Here is a 17885-nt window from a genome sequence, read left to right as displayed (position 1 = left end):
AGGCTCAACCACTCGGCAGCTCAGGTAGGCGCAAACGGTCGATCTGCTGGCCTTGAATCTCCGCCAGCGACCGTTCCACCTTTTCTCTGACTGTCTGGTCGAACAGGCGCACGTTGAAGCGCACCAGCTCCGCCCTGACCTGACTCTGGCGTCGCTGGCGGAAGAGAAAGCCCGAGGTCAGGTGCCGTGCCTCGGACGCTTCGTGATACAGCACCATGTCGACCCGATTGGCGCCGGCCGGTGCGCACGGCAACAAACGAAAATGGCCTGTTTGTAACGCCCGCTGCTCGAACTGCAACAGCGTAGGGGGCTGCTCACGCAGCCCGGCAAAGGCCAGCTTCATCGCCTCGACATGCTGTTCGCCTGCGGTCTTGCCGATGGCGTGCAACGCGTCATCGCGCAGCTCATCACGCCGCGAGTCCGGCCAATGCACCTGCTGCGGTGTCGTCGCATCCCAACCGTAGTAACGCAATTGGTTGCGATAGAACTCGAGCCAGTTGATGCCATGGCCCTGCTCCATGGCCTTGGCGGTGCTGTATTCGGCCATTAGCAAGGCCAACATCACCGACTCTCGATGAGCAGGGGGAACCTGCGCCATGAAGGAAACCACGCTACCAGCGACTAGCGCAGCGCTTGAAGTAGTCATGCACGCCTCCGCCGCAGCACGTCACCGGGCTGCGGGAATGGTTGATGGGAAGAACGGCTGGTGGGTGGTTCAGGCCTTGGGCAGGGTGATGTTCAGCACACCCTTGACGGTATGTTCGCCCAGTTGCTCGAGAATATGCTCGCGCACCTGGCCGTACAGCGCGGCATTGAGCGCCAGCACCGCCGTGCCCTTGTAGTACTCGCTGCCTTCGAGCTTGACGTTGATGCCCAGCACGTCCAGATCGTTGCCGGGGGTCTTGGCATCGACGGCGCTGATGACCATGGTCAGCACGCCCTCGCTCTCGACACAGCCGACGATGCCGGTCAGACCCTTGAGCGAATCCTGCTTTTTCGCCAGGAATGCCTCGACGTCCTTGGTCATTACGCTGAGGCCATCGAACGCCTGTGCCGCGAGTGCCCCCAGCGCATCGCCGATGGGCCCGCCCAGCACGGCCCGGCCCGCCACACCGAACACCCGCAGCGCCACGTCACCGACGGTGATCGAGGTAGAGGACGTGGTTTCCTTCTCGTAACTGCGCTGCTGCACCGACCAACCGCAGGTGCGCAGGATCTCCACCATGCGGTCGAACCACTGTTCGCGCTGCTGCTTGCGATCGAATTCGACGCTGGCCGCCAGGGCGGCGAACTGGAAGCTGTTCTGCGCATCCTGACGGTTCTGCGCGCTCATGCCGGCGCGGAAGGTACTGACCACGTTGTCGATCAGCGCCGCGGTGTCGACAGCGGTCGGCGAGGTCATCAAGTGTGGTGGCGCATCTGGTCCCGCCTTGGTTGGCGGCGTCACAGCGCTACCCGGCAGCGTGGGCTTGCTGCCTGTAGAGGGGGTGATGGTAGGGGTTGGTTTGACACCCGAGGCGGGCGTCAGCGACGAAATCGGTTTTGGCGGAAGGCTCATGATGTATGTCCTGAAGTCAGATCACCCGGCATGGGTGGGCGCTGATTCTAGGAATCACGCTGCCAGACTCGACAGCGTGAAGGCCTTCCTCGCTTCAGGGCCGTTGCGGATACCAGCGCGGCGTGTACACCCACTGACCACCATCGGCCCGCGGGAACACGCAGGTCGTGGATGACCCCACCAACACCATGGTGCGCATGTCGACCATGCTCGGCTGCAACTCGCCAAGGCTGACCACCTTGAGCGTGGCGCCCGGACGCCCGACGTCACGCCCCAGCACCACCGGCGTGTCAGCTGCACGATGCCGTCGCACCACGTCCAGTGCCCGGCCTAGCTGATGCGGCCTGGCTTTGGAGATCGGGTTGTAGAACGCCAGCACCAGATCGGCCTGGGCCGCGAGGTCGAGGCGGGTTTCGATGATCGACCAGGGCTTGAGGTTGTCCGACAGCGACATCACGCAGAAATCGTGACCCAAGGGTGCACCGGCCCAGGCAGCAGTCGCCAGTGAGGCGGAAACACCGGGCAGGATCTCCAGCTCGACCCGCTGCCAGGCAGGGTCGGTGGATTCGTGCAGCGCTTCGAGTACCGCTGCGGCCATGGCGAACACCCCCGGGTCACCCGACGACACCACCACCACCGAGCGCCCTGCGGCGGCCAGTTCGAAAGCGTGCCGGGCACGCTGCATTTCTTCGCGGTTGTCGGTGCAGTGCAGCACCTGGTCATCACGGAACGGCCCTGCCATGCGCACGTAGGTTTCGTAACCCAGCACATCGTCGGCGCGCGCCAGTTCGGCCTTGACCGCCGGCACCATCAATTCTGCCGCGCCAGGCCCCAGGCCGATCACCGCCAGACGCCCGCGCCCACGGCCGATCCGCTCAGGCTCCAGCGGTGCGTGAGAGACAGCCATGGGCAACGGGCCGCTGAGCACGAGGTGCGCTTCGGGCAGGCTCTGCGCGATCAACTGCTCGAGGCTGGACGCTGCGGGTGCGAAACGCAGCGCCACCCCCAGCACGCGGGCGGCCTCGTGCAAATCAGGGTCGGCCATGTCTGAGTCACTGGCCAGCAGGCAACCCAGCGCCCGCTCGGTGCTTCCTGCCGCGTGCAGCGCCTGGCGCACCTGCGCAGGCAGATCGTCCTGACCACTGCGGACCGCCACCAGCACGCAGCGGCTATGGATCGACAGACTGTCGCGGCTGGCCGGGCGCGCCTGCCAGCCGACGTGCAGCGTGCGTTGCCCCTGCTCACTGGTCGGCAATCGCGCCTCGCTCAGCCACGGCGCGTCGCCTTCGACGCGCAAGGTCTGGCCGGCCAGCAGGTCGGAAACGAAGCGTTTGCCCTGCTCCAGGTCATCCAGCACATAGCCGGCGGGCGGGTTGAGCAAGCAGGTGCCGAAGCGCAGTTCGCCACTGGTGGTGATCGCCGCCGCCACCTGCAGATGCGCGGCGATCTCCCGCGCCATGCGGTTGACGCCACTGAGGCCACCGAGCAGCGGCACCACCGCGCTGCCATCTTCGGCCAGCGCCAGTACGGGTGGCTCGTTGTCCTTGTCGCCGAGCACGCTGGCCAGACTGCGAATGACGATGCCGGCGGCGCACAGGGCGATGATCGGCGTCTCGGCCTGGTACAGCGCACGCAAGTGATCGGCGAACCCATCGTACAGGTGCTCGACGCCCTCGACGCGCCCGCGCAAACCATGAATCTGCCCGGCGCCATACAACTGCTGCACACGCCGGGCAGTGTCCAGGCTACCGGCACCGAGAACGACGATGGCCGGTACGCGATCGGTTACCCCTGCCATTTTTCCCCCGGCACGATGATCAACGAGAAATACGGCGAAGACTGCGGATCGACATCGGCCAGGGGCACGATCTTCTGGTTGCCCATGGTCGCCCGCTCGACGTACAAGGCACGCCGGTCCAGGCCCAGCTCCACCAGCACCTGGCGCACCTTGGGCAGATTGCGCCCAAGTTTCATCACCACCGCAGCATCGGCATCGGCCAGGCGCCGTTTCAGCTCTTCGGCTGGCAACACCCCGGACAGCACCGACAGGCTCTGGTTGCGGTACACCAGGGGTGCGCCGAGCACCGAGGCACCACCGAGCATGGAACAGACCCCGGGAATGACTTGCGCCTCATAGCGCTGGGCCAGGCGGTCGTGCAGGTACATGTACGAGCCGTAGAAGAACGGGTCGCCCTCGCAGATCACCGCCACATCGCACCCCGCATCCAGGTGTTCGGCTACCTGCACGCTGGCTTCGTCGTAGAAGTCGCTGATCACTTGCTCGTACGACAGCGGCGCCGGCAGCACTTCGGTGGTCACCGGGTACACCAACGGCAACAGGGTTTGCTGCGCATCCAGATGCCCTTCGATGATGCCGAAGGCATTGCCGCGCTTGCCCTTGGCGACGAAGTACGCCACCACCGGCGCTTCGCGCAGCAGGCGCAGGGCTTTCACGGTGATCAGCTCGGGGTCGCCGGGGCCAACGCCCAGGCCGAGCAAACGTCCGCGGTCCTGCATCACTCCACCTCCGTGGCCAGGGCGTTGACCGCCGCCGCCGCCATGGCACTGCCGCCCAGGCGGCCCTGCATGATGACGAAGGGCACGCCGCGGCTGTCGGCGGCAAGCATCGCCTTGGATTCGGCGGCGCCGACGAAACCGACCGGAAAACCGAGGATCAGCGCCGGTTTCGGCGCCCCGGCATCGAGCATTTCCAGCAGGTAGAACAACGCCGTCGGGGCGTTGCCGATGACCACCACGGCGCCCTCCAGGTGCGGCCGCCACAACTCCAGAGCCAGCGCCGAGCGGGTGTTGCCTGCCGCTTTCGCCAGCCCCGGCACGCTGGGGTCGCGCAAGGTGCAGATGACCCGGTTATCGGCCGGCAGGCGCGCGCGGGTGATGCCTTCCGCGACCATGTGCGCATCGCACAGGATCGGCGCACCGGCCTGCAACGCCTCGCGCCCGGCGCGTCCGGCACCCTCGGAGAACTGCAGGCCATCGACCGCCTCGACCATGCCGCAGGCGTGAATCACGCGCACGGCGAGCTTTTCCAGGTCGGCCGGGATGCGCTCCAGGCGCGCCTCTTCGCGGATGATGCGGAAGGAATTGCGATAGATCTCCTGACCATCGCGGATGTAGTCAATCATCAAGGTGCTCCGTCGGCAGGTCGAGCATGGCGCCTGCTTCTTTCAAGGTAAGGTCGCGCCCGCGCAGGGCACCGAAGCCCGGCACGCGCGGGTCGCGCAGATAGAGGTCGTAGCGCCCCGGCGCTCGCGCCAGCAAGGTCGCCGGCGCCACGTGGGCCAAGGCGCAGGAGCGCGGGCAGCCGGTCAGGTGCACACTGGCCGGTGCCTGTGGCCCCAGCCACTGCGCCAGCTGCACGGCATCGGCCTTGGTCTCGGAAAGGCCTTTGGCGCAGCCGCTACTGCCAGTGCAGGCCGTGAGCCGCGCCAGCGGCTGGGCGTGATCGCAGATAAAGCCCAGTTTGCCCAACGCTGCCAGCGCGCGGTCTTGCGCGGCTGGCTCGACACTGGGCAGCAGCAGGCTCTGCCACGGGCTCAGGCGCAGGCTGCCATCGCCCTGTTCGCGGGCCACACGCGCCGCGCCGCGCAGCATCGCCGGGGTCAGCCGGCCCAGTGGCGGGGCGACGCCAAGGGCGCTGCCCTGGGCTTGTGCAAGCACCCCCAGCCAGCGGCAGGCCTGGCGTGGACGTTGCCAGTCGAGCACCGCGCGGTCGCGACGTAGCGGCAATTGCAGCCCGTCGATGAATGCCTCAGGTGAGCAATCGACCAGCACCTGGCGCATCCGTGATCGCTCGGCGCTGGCCAGCTGCAGGAAGCGTTCGAGCACCGCGCGCACCAGGCTCAGGCCGTCGGCGTAAGGCACCGCCGCCAGGGGCCGAGCGTTACCCGGGCAACCGGCCAGGCCCACGGCCAGCCACAGCTGACCGTCCAGGCGCAGCGCTGAAAGCCACACATCATGGGGGTGATCGAGCATCGCCAGGGCCTCGCCGCCGTCGAGCAACAGGGCGAACTTGGCTGACAAGCGGTGGAAGGCCGGGGTGCCTTCGAGCAGTTCCAGCACCTGCGCGGCCAGTGGCCGGGTGTCGACCAGCGCCTGCGGGTCGTGGCCGGCCAGGGGGCTGAGCATCAAGTTGCGCACATCGTCGCTTTCGGCCTGACGCGGGCCGAGGCCTGCGGCCAGCAGGGCTTCGACCAGGCCGGCGTGATCGGCGCCGATGCCGCGAATCTGCAGGTTGCTGCGGTTGGTCGCCTCGATCACCCCACCGGCGTAGCGCTCGGCCGCCTCGGCGACGGCATCGGCCTGGTCTGCCGAGAGCACGCCGGCGGGCAATTTGATGCGGCAGATGCCGCCATCGCGGGCCGCAACGATGCGCCACAACCCCGGGCAGGCCGAGGGGCGAGGAACGACATCGAGGGGCGGGGCCTGCTTCAAAGGGGGCATTCCGGTAATCGTCAAGGAGCGCTTCGGGATGGAAGGCGCGGTATTATGCCTGCTTTGTCCGGCGGCATGAAAAGCCGGTGGTCGAAGGCCCGCGCTACCCGCACTGGCCGGTATTCATTCGAGGAACACATGACACCCTGGCTGACGGTAGTGGGCATCGGCGAAGACGGCTTCAGCGGCCTGGGCAAACAGGCCCGGCGGGCGCTGCTGGCGGCCGGGCAGATTTTTGGCAGCCCACGGCAACTGGCGCTGTTGCCACGCTGCGTCAGCGCGGCGCAGGTCAACTGGCCGAGCCCGTTCAGCCTGGCGCCGGTACTGGCGCAGCGCGGTCAGCCAGTGTGCGTGCTGGCCAGTGGCGACCCCATGTTCTACGGCGTCGGCGCCAGCCTGGCGCGGCAACTGCCGGCAGACGAGCTGCGCGTGCTGTCGATGCCCTCCTCCTGCGCCCTGGCGGCGGCGCGCCTGGGCTGGCCGCTGCAAGAAGTGAACGTGCTATCGCTGGTGGCCCGGCCCCTGGCGGCGCTGAACGCCGAGCTGTACAGCGGCGTGCGCCTGCTGCTGCTGAGCAACGATGGCGACACCCCCGCAGCGGTCGCCGCGCGACTGTGCGAGCGCGGCTTCGGGCAGAGCCGGTTGCACGTCTTCGAGCATCTGGGCGGCAGCGATGAGCGCTGCTTGCACGGTTATGCCCAAGACTGGCCGCACGCCCGCGTCGCAGCGCTCAATTTGATCGCCGTCGACTGCCTGGCAGGGCCCGATGCCACACCGCTGTCGCCCTTGGCAGGGCTCAGCGACAGCGCCTTCCGCCACGATGGCCAACTGACCAAACGTGACGTGCGCGCCATCACCCTGGCCCGTCTGGCGCCGCAGCCCGGCGCGCTACTGTGGGATGTCGGCGCCGGCTGCGGCTCGATCGGCATCGAGTGGATGCGCGCCCACCGTAGCTGTCGTGCGCTGGCCATCGAGGCCGATGATGGCCGCCAGGCGTTCATCGAATTCAACCGCGATGCCCTCGGCGTGCCCGGCCTGCAACTGGTCCGCGGCCGCGCACCCGAGGCGCTGCACGGCCTGGAACGCCCCGATGCGGTGTTCATTGGCGGCGGCGTCACCCGCGACGGGGTACTGGACACCTGCTGGGCGGCACTGCGCCCCGGTGGACGCCTGGTGGCCAACGCCGTCACCCTGCAAAGCGAGCTGGCCCTGGCGCACTTCCGTCAGCAGCACGGCGGCGAGCTGACCCGTATCCATATTGCCCAGGCGCAGCCGCTGGGCAGCTTCGACACCTGGCGCCAAGCCCTGCCCATCACCCTGCTGGAGGCGGTCAAGCCCCTCGATGCGTGAAGAAACCCGCGAACAGCCCGCGCCGCTGCGCAGTGGCCTGACCACCGGCAGTTGCGCCACCGCCACCAGCCTGGCCGCCGCGCGCCTGCTGCTGACCGGGCGCAGCGCCGATGCCGTGCACATCACCCTGCCCAAAGGCAAGGTGGTGCAGATGCGCCTGGAGTTCTGTCGCACCACCGAGCTGGGCGCCGAAGCGGGCACACTGAAGGATGCCGGCGACGATCCGGACGTCACCCACGGCGCCCTGCTCTACAGCCAGGTACGCCTGCTCGACACCCCCGGCGTGCGCTTCGTCGCAGGCATTGGCGTCGGCACGGTCACCCGCCCCGGCCTGGTGCTGGCGGTGGGCGAGCCGGCGATCAACCCGGTGCCGCGGCGGATGATCAGCGAGCACCTGCAGCAGCTGGCCGGCGAGCACGGCTTCAGCGGCGGCTTCGAGGTCACGGTGAATGTACGCGACGGCGCGCAACTGGCCCTCAAGACCATGAATCCAAGGCTGGGCATCCTCGGCGGGCTGTCGATCCTCGGCACCAGCGGCATCGTCCGGCCGTTTTCCTGCGCCGCCTATATCGCGTCCATCCAGCAAGGCATCGATGTCGCTCAGAGCAATGGCTACACCCACATCGCCGCCTGCACCGGCAATGCCAGCGAAGACTGCATGCGCCGGGTGTATGCCATGCCAGACATCGCCCTGATCGAAATGGGCGACTTCGTCGGCGCCGTGCTCAAGCACCTGCGCCGCGTGCCCATGGCGCGGCTGAGCCTGTGCGGCGGCTTCGGCAAGATCAGCAAGCTGGCCGCCGGGCACATGGACCTGCACAGCCGACACTCCAGCATCGACCTGCCGCAACTGGCCGCCTGGGCCGCCGACCTGGGCGCCGACGCCGCGCTGCAACAGGCGATCATCGCCGCCAACACCAGCCAGCAGGCGCTGGCCCTGGCCCATGCCGAGGGCGTGCGTCTGGGCGATGCCGTGTGCGCCCATGCCCTTGCCTTCGCCCGCAGCGTGGTGCCGGCGCAGGTGCAGGTGGAGGTGTTCGCCATCGACCGCCAGGGCGGCATCGTCGGCACGGCGGGGGTGGCATGAGTCGGCGCATCCTGCTGCTGGGCGGCGTCACCGAAGCCTTGGCCATCGCGCGCCGGCTCGGCCCCGCGCACATCTACAGCCTGGCAGGCATTGGCCGGGTGCCGACCGACCTGTCCTGCCAGGTGCGGGTCGGCGGCTACGGCGGCGCCGACGGTCTGGCGCACTATTTGGGTGAAGCGGGCATCGACCTGCTGATCGACGCCACCCACCCGTATGCTGCGCAAATCAGCCGCAACGCGGTGATCGCTGCGAGCGCTGCGGGTATCCCCTGCTGGGCGCTGCGGCGACCGGCCTGGCAGGCGCAGTGCGGTGACGACTGGCGCGAGGTCGACGACTGGCCTGGACTGGTCGGCGCATTGCGCAGCTTTCGCCGGCCACTGTTCACCCTGGGCCGCGAGCCGTTGCAGCATCTGGCAGAAATCCCGCCCGAGCAGTTCTGGACCCTGCGCGCGCTCGACGCCTGCCCTGGCAACGAGCGCTGCGAGGTGATCGGTGCGCGCGGGCCATTCACGCTGGAAGACGAGCGCACCCTGTTCCAGCGGCGCCAGATCGACGTGCTGGTGAGCAAGAACAGCGGCAGTGCGGCCACCGAGCCGAAATTGCAGGTGGCGCGGGAACGGGGTATCCCCGTGCTGGTGCTCAAACGCCCCACACTGCCGAGCGTGGACCGCGCGTTTTTCCAGGTGGAGCAGCTTCTGACAGCATTGGGGCTGCAGCCGTAGCATGGTCCTACAGCCTCTGAACAGGTTTCCTGCACGCTTTACGGAATTACAACCGTGGCCGTCAGCCGCTGATCTGCCGTAAGCTGCGCGTTCTCTTTTCGGAAGACCTTCCATATGGACATGCAATGGTGGACCTGGCTGGTATTCGGCGTCGCGCTGATCCTGCTCGAACTGATCCTGCCGACCTTCTTCATCATCTGGTTCGGCATCGGCGCCGTGCTGGTCGCGCTCATCGCCCTCGTCGCACCCAGCCTCAACCTGGCCACCCAGGTGCTGCTCTGGGTGCTGTTCTCGTCGGTCACCACCCTGCTGTGGTTCAAGCTGTTTCGGCGCAAGAAGGCCGACACGCGCTGGACCGCCGACAGTGTCATCGGCGAGGTCGGGCTGCTCACCGCAAACGTTTCCGAATTCCAGAAAGGCCGCGTGCGCTTCCAGAAGCCGGTCCTCGGCAACGAAGAATGGGTCTGTGTCGCCGACACCGACATCGCTGCGGGCGAGCGCGTGCGCCTGACCGCCATAGAAGGCAACACCGCCCGCATCACCCGGGCCTGAATCCGCAACCAAAGGACGCTGCACCATGACCAGCCTGATCGTCGCCATCACCCTTGCCCTGTTCGTTCTGATCACCGTATTCAAGGGGGTGCGCATCGTGCCCCAGGGCGAGGAGTGGATCGTCGAGCGCCTGGGGCGCTACCACAGCACCCTCAAGCCCGGCCTGAACATCCTCATCCCCTACATGGACGTGGTCGCCTATCGCCTGCCGACCAAGGACATCATCCTCGATGTCCAGCAGCAGGAGATCATCACCCGCGACAACGCCGTCATCGTCGCCAACGCACTGTGCTTCGCCAAGGTCGTCGACCCGCAGAAAGCGTCCTACGGCGTGCAGAACTTCTCCTTCGCCGTCACCAGCCTGACCATGACCTCGCTGCGCGCCATCATCGGTGCCATGGACCTCGACGAGGCACTGTCGAGCCGCGAGCAGATCAAGGCGCGCCTGCGCGAGGCGATGTCCGAGCAGACCGAAGACTGGGGCGTTACCGTCCGCTCGGTCGAGATCCAGGACATAAAGCCATCGCCGAACATGCAGATCGCCATGGAGCGTCAGGCTGCGGCCGAGCGTGAGCGTAAAGCCGAAGTGACCCGCGCCGAGGGTGCCAAGCAGGCGGCGATTCTCGAGGCCGAGGCACGCATGCAGTCGGCGCGACTGGACGCCGAGGCGCAGATCAACCTGGCCGAAGCCTCGGCCCGCTCGATCACCCTGGTACGCGAGGCGATCGGCAGCGAAACCACGCCGGCCATGTACCTGCTGGGCGAGCGCTACATCGGCGCCATGGAAACCCTGGCCGCCAGCGACAACGCCAAGATCGTGGTGCTGCCTGCCGACCTGCAGGAAACCGTACGCGGCCTGCTCGGGCGCAAAGCCTGACGCGCCATCGCAGTCAACGGGCATGTGCCGCGCAACTGCGGCACATCACCGCACGGTGATATTTTTCCCTATACTGCGCCGTACAATGCACACCTGATTCCTGACCGGATCTCTCCATGCCCCCATGTCGCCACATCGCCTGGATCGCCTGCCTCGCAGTGCTGTTCAACCTGTTGGCCATGCCGCTCTCCGCTGCCGCACCGAAAGGCGCGGCCGAGCAGTTGCTGTGGGGCGCGTTCTGTACCAGCGGCGGCAAGGCACTGGTGGAAGTGCAAGGGCTGGCCAAGATCGATCTAGGCCAATCGCAGGACGACCACTCCAACATGCAGCACTGCTGGTGCTGCTCGGGCGCCGCGCCGCTGCTGGCACTCGGCGGCCAGGCGCCGCAGTTGCGCACACCGCCACAACGGGTCATCGGTGCGCTCGACGAGCATCCCACCTACCGACCCACACCGCGCCAGCAATGGCCTGGCATCAATCCCCGCGCCTCTCCCCTCGCTTGAGTCATCCAGCGCTGCCCGCCTGAACCTCAATCGATCGGAGCTTCATCATGCTCAAGCAAGCCCTCGTCGTGGCCGCCCTGCTGCTGCCCGGCGCATTCGCCAGTGCCCATGAATACAGTGTTGGTGACCTGCACATCGCCCACCCCTGGTCGCTGGCCCTGCCGCCCAACGCGCCGAACGTCGCGGCCTATTTCGTCGTGCACAACAACGGCCAGCAGGACGACCGGCTGCTCTCGGTGGACACCCCGCTGAGTACCGATGCGCAGTTGCACGAGCATGTGCAAGGCAGCGAAGGTGCGATGAAGATGCAGCAGGTCGACAGCATTGTCGTACCCGCTGGCAAGGATCTGACCTTCGCCCCCAGTGCCTATCACGTGATGATCCTGCAACCCCAGGACCGCAGCCTGCTGGTCGCTGGCCAGCGCTTCCCGCTGACCCTGCATTTCCAGCGTGCAGGCGATGTCACCGTACAGGTCGCCGTGCAGCAGCAGGCGCCCGCTGAACAGCAGGATCACAGCCACGCCCACTGATCGCTGAAACGCCCGCTCCATGAGCCTCTCGCGCCACAGGCACGTGCGCACCACCCGCCCTGCTCGCAGGCGCGTCGGTGGCGGCTGGCTGAGCCTGTTCGCCATGTGGATGATCTTCATCGGCCCACTGGTTTCCCAGTCGATGCCGATGAATCATCACGCCGGCATGGACATGGCAATGCCCATGGACATGCCCATGGCCAGCGAGCACGGCCACGGCCAGCACGCCCCGGCGAACGATGGTCAGTTGCATGTGCTGTGGGAAAAATGCGGCTATTGCAGCCTGCTGTTCAACTGCCCGGCACTGCCGCAGACCGTCAGCCCGCTCACCCTCGGCAACCTGCCACCGGTCATTGCCGCAGCCCTGGCCGTGCAGTCCGGCCACGCCGCTCAGGCGGTATTCCCCGGCGCCCGCAGCCGCGCCCCGCCCCAGTCGCTGATCGTCTGATTTCACCATTGCCCGGAGCCTCGCGCTTCGCGCTCACCCCTGACTGATCGACTGGAATACTTATGTCCGGCTGTACCTTTGCACCTGCACTTTCCCTGCGTGGCAGCATCGCCCTGCTCTGTGGCTCGCTGATCGCCCCCGTCGCCCTGGCGGCCGACCTCAGCCATAGCCAGCACGCGGCCGAGCAGCCCGAACTGAGCCCCACGGTAATCACCGCCGTGGCGCCCAGCTCGCCGCTGACCGTCACCACCAACCCCAAGGACCCTCGCCAGCCGGTGCCAGCCAGCGATGGCGCCGATTACCTGAAGACCATTCCCGGCTTCTCGGCTATTCGCAGCGGTGGCACCAACGGTGATCCGGTGCTACGCGGCATGTTCGGCTCACGGCTGAACATCCTCACCAACGGCGGCGTGATGCTCGGCGCCTGCCCGAACCGGATGGACGCGCCCACCTCGTACATTTCCCCGGAAACCTACGACCGCCTGACCGTGATCAAAGGCCCGCAGAGCGTGGTCTGGGGTCCCGGCGGCTCGGCTGGCACGGTGTTGTTCGAGCGCGAGCCAGAACGGTTCGGCGAACTCGGTAGCCGAGTCAATGCCAGCCTGCTGGCCGGCTCCAATGGGCGCTTCGACAAGGTACTGGACGCCGCCGCCGGCAACCGCGAAGGCTACGCCCGCTTCGTCGGCAACCAATCGCGCGCCGGCGACTACGACGATGGCCACGGCGACCGCGTACCGTCGCGCTGGGATAAATGGAACGGCGATGTCGCCCTGGGCTGGACGCCCGACAGCGACACCCTGCTGGAACTGACCGCCGGCAAGGGCGACGGTGAAGCCCGCTATGCCGGACGCGGCATGGACGGTTCGCAGTTCAAGCGCGAAAGCCTCGGCCTGCGTTTCGAGAAATCCAACCTCGGTGAGGTGCTCGACAAGCTCGAGGCGCAGGTCTACTACAACTACGCCGACCACGTGATGGACAACTACAGCCTGCGCCGGCCTTCGGGCAGCGGCATGATGGGCATGCCGATGGTCAGCAACGTCGACCGACGTACGCTTGGCTCGCGGCTCAAGGCCACCTGGCGCTGGGCCGATGTGCAACTGATCAGCGGCCTCGACGCGCAGACCAACGAACACCGCAAGCGCGGCGGCATGGGGGTCGACGCGCACCGCGGCAAGGCCTGGACCAAGGACGCCGACTTCCACAACTACGGCGTGTTCAGCGAGCTGACCTGGTACGCCACCGGCGATGATCGCGTGGTCAGCGGTGCGCGACTCGACCGTGCCTCGGCGCGGGATTTTCGCCAGAACATCGCCACCAGCGGTGACACCCGCGCCGACACCCTGCCCAGCGGTTTCGTGCGCTACGAACACGACCTGACGGCCCTGAACGCCACCAGCTACATTGGCCTTGGCCACGCCCAGCGCTTCCCCGACTACTGGGAGCTGTTCTCGCCCAAGCAGGGGCCAGCCGGTTCGGTCAATGCCTTCGACGGCATCAAGCCTGAGAAAACCACCCAGCTCGATGTCGGCATCCGGTACCGCGACGAACGCCTGGAGGCCTGGGCCTCGGGCTATGTCGGCCAAGTGCGCGACTTCATTCTGTTCGACTACCGCAGCGGCATGATGGGTCCGACCAGCCAGGCGCAGAACGTCGACGCGCGCATCATGGGCGGTGAGCTGGGCGCGGCCTACATGCTCAGCGAGCGCTGGAAGGCCGATGCCACCCTGGCCTACGCCTGGGGCAAGAACAGCAGCGACGGCAAGGCTCTGCCGCAGATGCCGCCGCTGGAAAGCCGCCTGGGCCTGACCTACAGCCGCGACGCCTGGAGCGTCGGCAGCCTCTGGCGGCTGGCGGCGGCGCAGAACCGGGTGGCCATCAACCAGGGCAACGTGGTGGGCAAGGACTACGAGAAAAGCGCAGGTTTCGGCGTGTTCTCGCTCAACGGCGCCTACAAGGTCAACGCCAACCTCAAGCTCAGTGCCGGTGTCGACAACCTGTTCGACAAGGCCTACGCCGAGCACCTGAACCTGGCCGGCAACGCAGGCTTCGGCTATCCGGCGCAGGACCCGCAGGCGGTCAATGAGCCTGGCCGCACCCTGTGGACCAAAGTCGACTTCACCTTCTGACAACAACAATGGGCGCAGCACGAGCTGCGCCCCTTTACCTGACCTGATGAGTCGGGAGGTTATCGTGCGTGCACCCCGTACCTCGTTCTATTCCCTGGCCTGGCGCTGGCATTTCTACGCCGGGCTGTTCGTTGCACCGTTCATGATCCTGCTGGCGCTGACCGGCATCATCTACCTGTTCAAACCGCAGCTCGACCCGCTGCTGTACCGTGACCTGATGCTGGTCGAGGCCGGCGAGCACCGGCACAGCGCCGATCACCTGCTGGGCCAGGTGCAGCAGGCCTACCCCGAGGGCCACATCGGCCAGTACCTGCCGCCTGCGGCCGCTACCCGCAGCGCGCAGTTCGTGGTGCATGACGGCGGCCGCGAGCTGAATGTGTTCGTCGATCCCTACAGCGCCAAGCTGCTCGGCGCCCAGGACGGCAAGCGCAACCTGCAAGCCATCGCCCGTGCCCTGCACAGCGAACTGATGATCGGCACCCTCGGTGATCGCCTGATCGAACTGGCCGCCGGCTGGGGCATCGTGCTGGTGGTGTCCGGGCTGTACCTGTGGTGGCCGCGTGGGCGGCGCAGTGGCGTGCTGTGGCCGCGCTTGAATGCCAGGGGCCGCGTGCTGTGGCGCGACCTGCATGCGGTCAGCGGGTTCTGGGGCGCGGGTCTGCTGCTGGTGATGCTGCTCAGCGGCATGACCTGGACCGGCCTGTGGGGCAAGCAGTACGCCGAGCTGTGGAACCGCTTTCCAGCAGCGATGTGGACCGATGTGCCGCAGTCCGATCGCCAGGCCGGCGAGCTGAATAGCGCGCACCGCCAGACCGTGCCCTGGGCGCTGGAAAACACCCCCATGCCAGCCTCCGGCGCCCATGCCGAGCATGCCGGACACGGGGCGCATTCCAGCGCTCCAGCTGCGCCCCAGGTGAGTCTGCAACAGGTCGAGGACATCGCCACTGCCAGGCATATCGAGCCGGGCTACAGCATCACCCTGCCGACCACCGCCGAGGGCGTGTTCACCGTTTCGGTATTCGCCGACGACCCACGCAACGACGCCACCTTGCATGTCGACCAGTACACCGGCCAGGTGCTGGCCGATGTGCGCTGGCACGACTACAGCCCGGTGGCCCGCGCCACCGAGCTTGGCGTCAAGCTGCACGAGGGCAAGATGTTCGGGCCACTGAACCAGATCATCGTGCTGCTCATCTGCCTGATGATCCTGCTCGGTTCGGTCAGTGGTCTGGTGATGTGGTGGATGCGCCGCCCGGCCCGAGGCCTGGGCGTGCCGCCCCTGCGTCACGACCTGCCGCGCTGGAAAACCGCGATCGGGGTGATGCTGGTGCTGGGCGTGGCGTTCCCGCTGGTGGGGGTGTCGATGCTGCTGTTGTGGGCATTCGACAGCCTGCTGCTGCGCCGCGGGCTAACGGTCAACGCCTGAGTACCCTGGACCGACTGCGTCACTCGCGGTCGGTCCTGCACCGGGGTTATCGAGGCGATCTGTCGCGCCACGACCTGGAACGCGCGTGTTAGCCTACGCGGCTACGTCTCTGAAGAAGACGACCTCATAACGGAATACGCCCATGACCCGGACGACCGCGACGCCTCCCGACGACTCGCACCTGCAACGCAACCTCAGCAACCGCCACATCCAGCTCATCGCCATTGGCGGTGCCATCGGCACCGGCCTGTTCATGGGTTCGGGCAAGACCATCAGCCTCGCCGGCCCGTCGATCATCTTCGTCTACATGATCATCGGCTTCATGCTGTTCTTCGTCATGCGGGCGATGGGCGAGCTGCTGCTGTCGAACCTCAAGTACAAATCGTTCATCGACTTCTCCGCCGACCTGCTTGGCCCCTGGGCCGGTTATTTCACCGGTTGGACCTACTGGTTCTGCTGGGTCATCACCGGCATCGCCGACGTGGTGGCGATCGCCGCGTACTCGCAGTTCTGGTTCCCCGACCTGCCGCAGTGGATACCGGCGTTGAGCTGTGTGGCGCTGTTGCTGTCGCTGAACCTGGTGACGGTGAAAATGTTCGGCGAAACCGAATTCTGGTTCGCCATGATCAAGATCGTCGCCATTCTCGGCCTGGTCGCCACCGGGCTGTACATGGTCATCACCGGCTTCGTCTCCCCCGGCGGCAGCACCGCGCAACTGTCCAACCTGTGGAATGACACAGGGATGTTCCCGCACGGCCTGATGGGCTTCTTCGCCGGCTTCCAGATCGCCGTGTTCGCCTTCGTCGGCATCGAGCTGGTGGGCACCACCGCGGCCGAGGCGAAGAACCCCGAGCGCACCTTGCCGCGGGCGATCAACTCGATTCCCGTGCGCATCATCGTGTTCTACGTGCTGGCGCTGATCACCATCATGGCGGTCACGCCCTGGCGTGACGTGGTGCCGGGCAAGAGCCCGTTCGTCGAGCTGTTCGTGCTGGCCGGCCTGCCGGCGGCGGCGAGCATCATCAACTTCGTGGTGCTGACCTCGGCGGCGTCCTCGGCCAACAGTGGCGTGTTCTCCACCAGCCGCATGCTCTACGGCCTGGCCCAGGAAGGCGACGCACCGAAGTCGTTCGAAAAACTCTCACGCCGCGCGGTGCCGGCCAACGGCCTGCTGTTCTCCTGCGTATGCCTGATGCTCGGTGCAGTGCTGATCTACCTGGTGCCGGATGTGGTCGAAGCCTTCACCCTGGTGACCACGGTGTCGGCGGTGCTGTTCATGTTCGTCTGGACGCTGATCCTGCTGTCGTACCTGACCTACCGCAAACGCCGCGATGCCCTGCACCAGGCCTCGAAGTACAAGATGCCGGGCGGGCGGGTGATGTGCTACGTGTGCCTGAGCTTCTTCGCCTTCATCCTGGTATTGCTGAGCCTGGAAGCCGACACCCGCTCGGCGCTCTTGGTTACGCCGCTGTGGTTCGTGGTGCTCGCGGTGACGTATCAGTTCGTGCGACGCAAGCGGCAGGTTAGCCGCTGATCCATAACCGCAAATGGGCGCTCTTCAAGCATGAATAGCGCCCATTTTCGTTTCAGCTACTCGGCTTCGATGCCCTCTAGTACGGCCTCAGCCAGCGCCAAACCTTTCTCTAGCGAATTTTCAGTAGCCGCCAACAGGCTGCGCAGCGGCTCGTCCGCTTTTTCCAGCGCAACCGCGTTGGTTTCGTAAGCGGCCTTCAATGCGGCGACAGCACACACCAGGGCATCTTCACCATCGATGCCCTCGCGAACCGTGAACGTTGGCTCGTGGGCATGGTTGCAAGTGCCAAAAGAAGCGGAGGCAGTGACCGGACGGGCTGTGTCAGGTCTGGGGAATGGACTTGAAGGCAGGTTCACCGGCGCACCTCCCGGAAGACGGAGCGGCGTTCGAACGACAGGCAGGGTGGATCTGGGACGGTTTTCTCAAGCATGGGCTACTCCTTGCAACGCTCTGTGATGTCACTCCGTACCCATACGCCAATATAGGTGGGCGGAGCCGTGCGGGTTGGCGTGCCGGACAGAGAACCGGTGGGCCCGAAAGCCCCCACACACGGCGCCGCCCATAGAGGGTGCCGCCCTGCAGGACACCGCTGCCGTGGGCAGCCGTATCCATTCTCTGTAATGTCGGGACGCCAATCCCGTGCCGCAGAATCTACTGCGGTGGCGCACGGTACTCAAGTCTCCGAAACGTGTCAAAACGTTAGTTAACCCGCTTGCTGCG

General features: G+C 66.5%; 18 protein-coding genes. 11 read left to right on the top strand and 7 right to left on the bottom strand.

All coding sequences use genetic code 11. The annotated features are described in order from the left end of the window. Positions 1-4: 4 nt before the first annotated feature. The 6 genes from LK03_RS08435 to cobG form a co-directional block, all read right to left on the bottom strand. Positions 5-646 carry a hypothetical protein gene (locus LK03_RS08435; RefSeq protein ID WP_038411906.1) on the bottom strand — a complete coding sequence of 214 codons (642 nt, stop codon included), beginning with the start codon at positions 644-646 and terminating at the stop codon, positions 5-7. 69 nt (positions 647-715) lie between these two features. Then, on the bottom strand, positions 716-1402 hold the full coding sequence (locus LK03_RS08430; protein ID WP_038411905.1) for a hypothetical protein: 687 nt from the start codon (positions 1400-1402) through the stop codon (positions 716-718). A 250-nt stretch (positions 1403-1652) separates the two neighbouring features. Next, on the bottom strand, positions 1653-3356 hold the full coding sequence (cobJ, locus tag LK03_RS08425; protein WP_038411904.1) for a precorrin-3B C(17)-methyltransferase: 1704 nt from the start codon (positions 3354-3356) through the stop codon (positions 1653-1655). Further along, positions 3344-4075, bottom strand: a complete 732-nt coding sequence (locus LK03_RS08420) for a precorrin-2 C(20)-methyltransferase (RefSeq protein ID WP_038411903.1) — start codon at positions 4073-4075, stop codon at positions 3344-3346. Before LK03_RS08420 ends, cobJ begins: the two co-directional genes overlap by 13 nt. Next, positions 4075-4701 carry a precorrin-8X methylmutase gene (locus LK03_RS08415; protein WP_028695558.1) on the bottom strand — a complete coding sequence of 209 codons (627 nt, stop codon included), beginning with the start codon at positions 4699-4701 and terminating at the stop codon, positions 4075-4077. The genes LK03_RS08420 and LK03_RS08415 overlap by 1 nt, the downstream gene beginning before the upstream one ends. Then, on the bottom strand, positions 4694-6019 hold the full coding sequence (gene cobG, locus LK03_RS08410) for a precorrin-3B synthase (protein ID WP_038411902.1): 1326 nt from the start codon (positions 6017-6019) through the stop codon (positions 4694-4696). The genes LK03_RS08415 and cobG overlap by 8 nt, the downstream gene beginning before the upstream one ends. Positions 6020-6148: 129 nt before the next feature. Between cobG and LK03_RS08405 the strand changes: the two genes are divergently transcribed. The 11 genes from LK03_RS08405 (at position 6149) to cycA (ending at position 17165) form a co-directional block, all read left to right on the top strand. Continuing rightward, a complete protein-coding gene (locus LK03_RS08405) occupies positions 6149-7360 on the top strand; it encodes a bifunctional cobalt-precorrin-7 (C(5))-methyltransferase/cobalt-precorrin-6B (C(15))-methyltransferase (RefSeq protein ID WP_038411900.1) in 1212 nt (403 codons plus the stop codon). Then, positions 7353-8447 carry a cobalt-precorrin-5B (C(1))-methyltransferase gene (locus LK03_RS08400; RefSeq protein ID WP_038411899.1) on the top strand — a complete coding sequence of 365 codons (1095 nt, stop codon included), beginning with the start codon at positions 7353-7355 and terminating at the stop codon, positions 8445-8447. Before LK03_RS08405 ends, LK03_RS08400 begins: the two co-directional genes overlap by 8 nt. Continuing rightward, positions 8444-9169, top strand: a complete 726-nt coding sequence (locus LK03_RS08395) for a cobalt-precorrin-6A reductase (RefSeq protein ID WP_038411898.1) — start codon at positions 8444-8446, stop codon at positions 9167-9169. Before LK03_RS08400 ends, LK03_RS08395 begins: the two co-directional genes overlap by 4 nt. Before the next feature lie 114 nt (positions 9170-9283). Beyond that, on the top strand, positions 9284-9721 hold the full coding sequence (locus LK03_RS08390) for an NfeD family protein (protein WP_038411897.1): 438 nt from the start codon (positions 9284-9286) through the stop codon (positions 9719-9721). Positions 9722-9746: 25 nt separating this feature from the next. Further along, on the top strand, positions 9747-10598 hold the full coding sequence (locus tag LK03_RS08385) for an SPFH domain-containing protein (RefSeq protein ID WP_038411896.1): 852 nt from the start codon (positions 9747-9749) through the stop codon (positions 10596-10598). A gap of 116 nt (positions 10599-10714) precedes the next feature. Continuing rightward, a complete protein-coding gene (locus tag LK03_RS08380) occupies positions 10715-11101 on the top strand; it encodes a DUF2946 domain-containing protein (RefSeq protein ID WP_038411895.1) in 387 nt (128 codons plus the stop codon). A 47-nt stretch (positions 11102-11148) separates the two neighbouring features. Next, entirely contained in the window at positions 11149-11631 is a 483-nt protein-coding gene (locus tag LK03_RS08375; protein ID WP_038411893.1) for a copper chaperone PCu(A)C, read from the top strand. 19 nt (positions 11632-11650) lie between these two features. Next, the gene (locus LK03_RS08370) at positions 11651-12079 is read left to right on the top strand and encodes a DUF2946 domain-containing protein (RefSeq protein WP_038411892.1); all 429 of its coding nucleotides are present in this window, start codon (positions 11651-11653) and stop codon (positions 12077-12079) included. A gap of 62 nt (positions 12080-12141) precedes the next feature. After that, a complete protein-coding gene (locus tag LK03_RS08365; protein ID WP_038411891.1) occupies positions 12142-14205 on the top strand; it encodes a TonB-dependent copper receptor in 2064 nt (687 codons plus the stop codon). A gap of 64 nt (positions 14206-14269) precedes the next feature. After that, positions 14270-15631: a PepSY-associated TM helix domain-containing protein gene (locus LK03_RS08360; protein ID WP_038411889.1), complete on the top strand. Its 1362-nt coding sequence runs from the start codon at positions 14270-14272 to the stop codon at positions 15629-15631. Positions 15632-15773: 142 nt separating this feature from the next. Then, positions 15774-17165, top strand: a complete 1392-nt coding sequence (gene cycA / locus LK03_RS08355) for a D-serine/D-alanine/glycine transporter (RefSeq protein WP_038411888.1) — start codon at positions 15774-15776, stop codon at positions 17163-17165. Between the two features lie 56 nt (positions 17166-17221). Here the strand turns inward: cycA and LK03_RS21900 are convergent, their stop codons facing one another. Further along, positions 17222-17521, bottom strand: coding sequence for a hypothetical protein (locus LK03_RS21900; protein ID WP_240478653.1), 300 nt, complete (start codon positions 17519-17521; stop codon positions 17222-17224). Between the last annotated feature and the right edge of the window lie 364 nt (positions 17522-17885).

The sequence above is a fragment of the Pseudomonas cremoricolorata genome (assembly GCF_000759535.1).
Lineage (GTDB): Bacteria > Pseudomonadota > Gammaproteobacteria > Pseudomonadales > Pseudomonadaceae > Aquipseudomonas > Aquipseudomonas cremoricolorata_A.
This window is presented reverse-complemented; position numbering and strand designations above follow the sequence as displayed.

Coding starts and splice junctions, on each gene's coding strand:
- LK03_RS08415 (WP_028695558.1), bottom strand. CDS start 4,701: ATGATTGACTACATCCGCGATGGTCAGGAGATCTATCGCAATTCCTTC.
- LK03_RS08435 (WP_038411906.1), bottom strand. CDS start 646: ATGACTACTTCAAGCGCTGCGCTAGTCGCTGGTAGCGTGGTTTCCTTC.
- LK03_RS08365 (WP_038411891.1), top strand. CDS start 12,142: ATGTCCGGCTGTACCTTTGCACCTGCACTTTCCCTGCGTGGCAGCATC.
- cycA (WP_038411888.1), top strand. CDS start 15,774: ATGACCCGGACGACCGCGACGCCTCCCGACGACTCGCACCTGCAACGC.
- cobJ (WP_038411904.1), bottom strand. CDS start 3,356: ATGGCAGGGGTAACCGATCGCGTACCGGCCATCGTCGTTCTCGGTGCC.
- cobG (WP_038411902.1), bottom strand. CDS start 6,019: ATGCCCCCTTTGAAGCAGGCCCCGCCCCTCGATGTCGTTCCTCGCCCC.
- LK03_RS08420 (WP_038411903.1), bottom strand. CDS start 4,075: ATGCAGGACCGCGGACGTTTGCTCGGCCTGGGCGTTGGCCCCGGCGAC.
- LK03_RS08385 (WP_038411896.1), top strand. CDS start 9,747: ATGACCAGCCTGATCGTCGCCATCACCCTTGCCCTGTTCGTTCTGATC.
- LK03_RS08375 (WP_038411893.1), top strand. CDS start 11,149: ATGCTCAAGCAAGCCCTCGTCGTGGCCGCCCTGCTGCTGCCCGGCGCA.
- LK03_RS08370 (WP_038411892.1), top strand. CDS start 11,651: ATGAGCCTCTCGCGCCACAGGCACGTGCGCACCACCCGCCCTGCTCGC.
- LK03_RS08430 (WP_038411905.1), bottom strand. CDS start 1,402: ATGACCTCGCCGACCGCTGTCGACACCGCGGCGCTGATCGACAACGTG.
- LK03_RS08390 (WP_038411897.1), top strand. CDS start 9,284: ATGGACATGCAATGGTGGACCTGGCTGGTATTCGGCGTCGCGCTGATC.
- LK03_RS08380 (WP_038411895.1), top strand. CDS start 10,715: ATGCCCCCATGTCGCCACATCGCCTGGATCGCCTGCCTCGCAGTGCTG.
- LK03_RS08400 (WP_038411899.1), top strand. CDS start 7,353: ATGCGTGAAGAAACCCGCGAACAGCCCGCGCCGCTGCGCAGTGGCCTG.
- LK03_RS08405 (WP_038411900.1), top strand. CDS start 6,149: ATGACACCCTGGCTGACGGTAGTGGGCATCGGCGAAGACGGCTTCAGC.
- LK03_RS08395 (WP_038411898.1), top strand. CDS start 8,444: ATGAGTCGGCGCATCCTGCTGCTGGGCGGCGTCACCGAAGCCTTGGCC.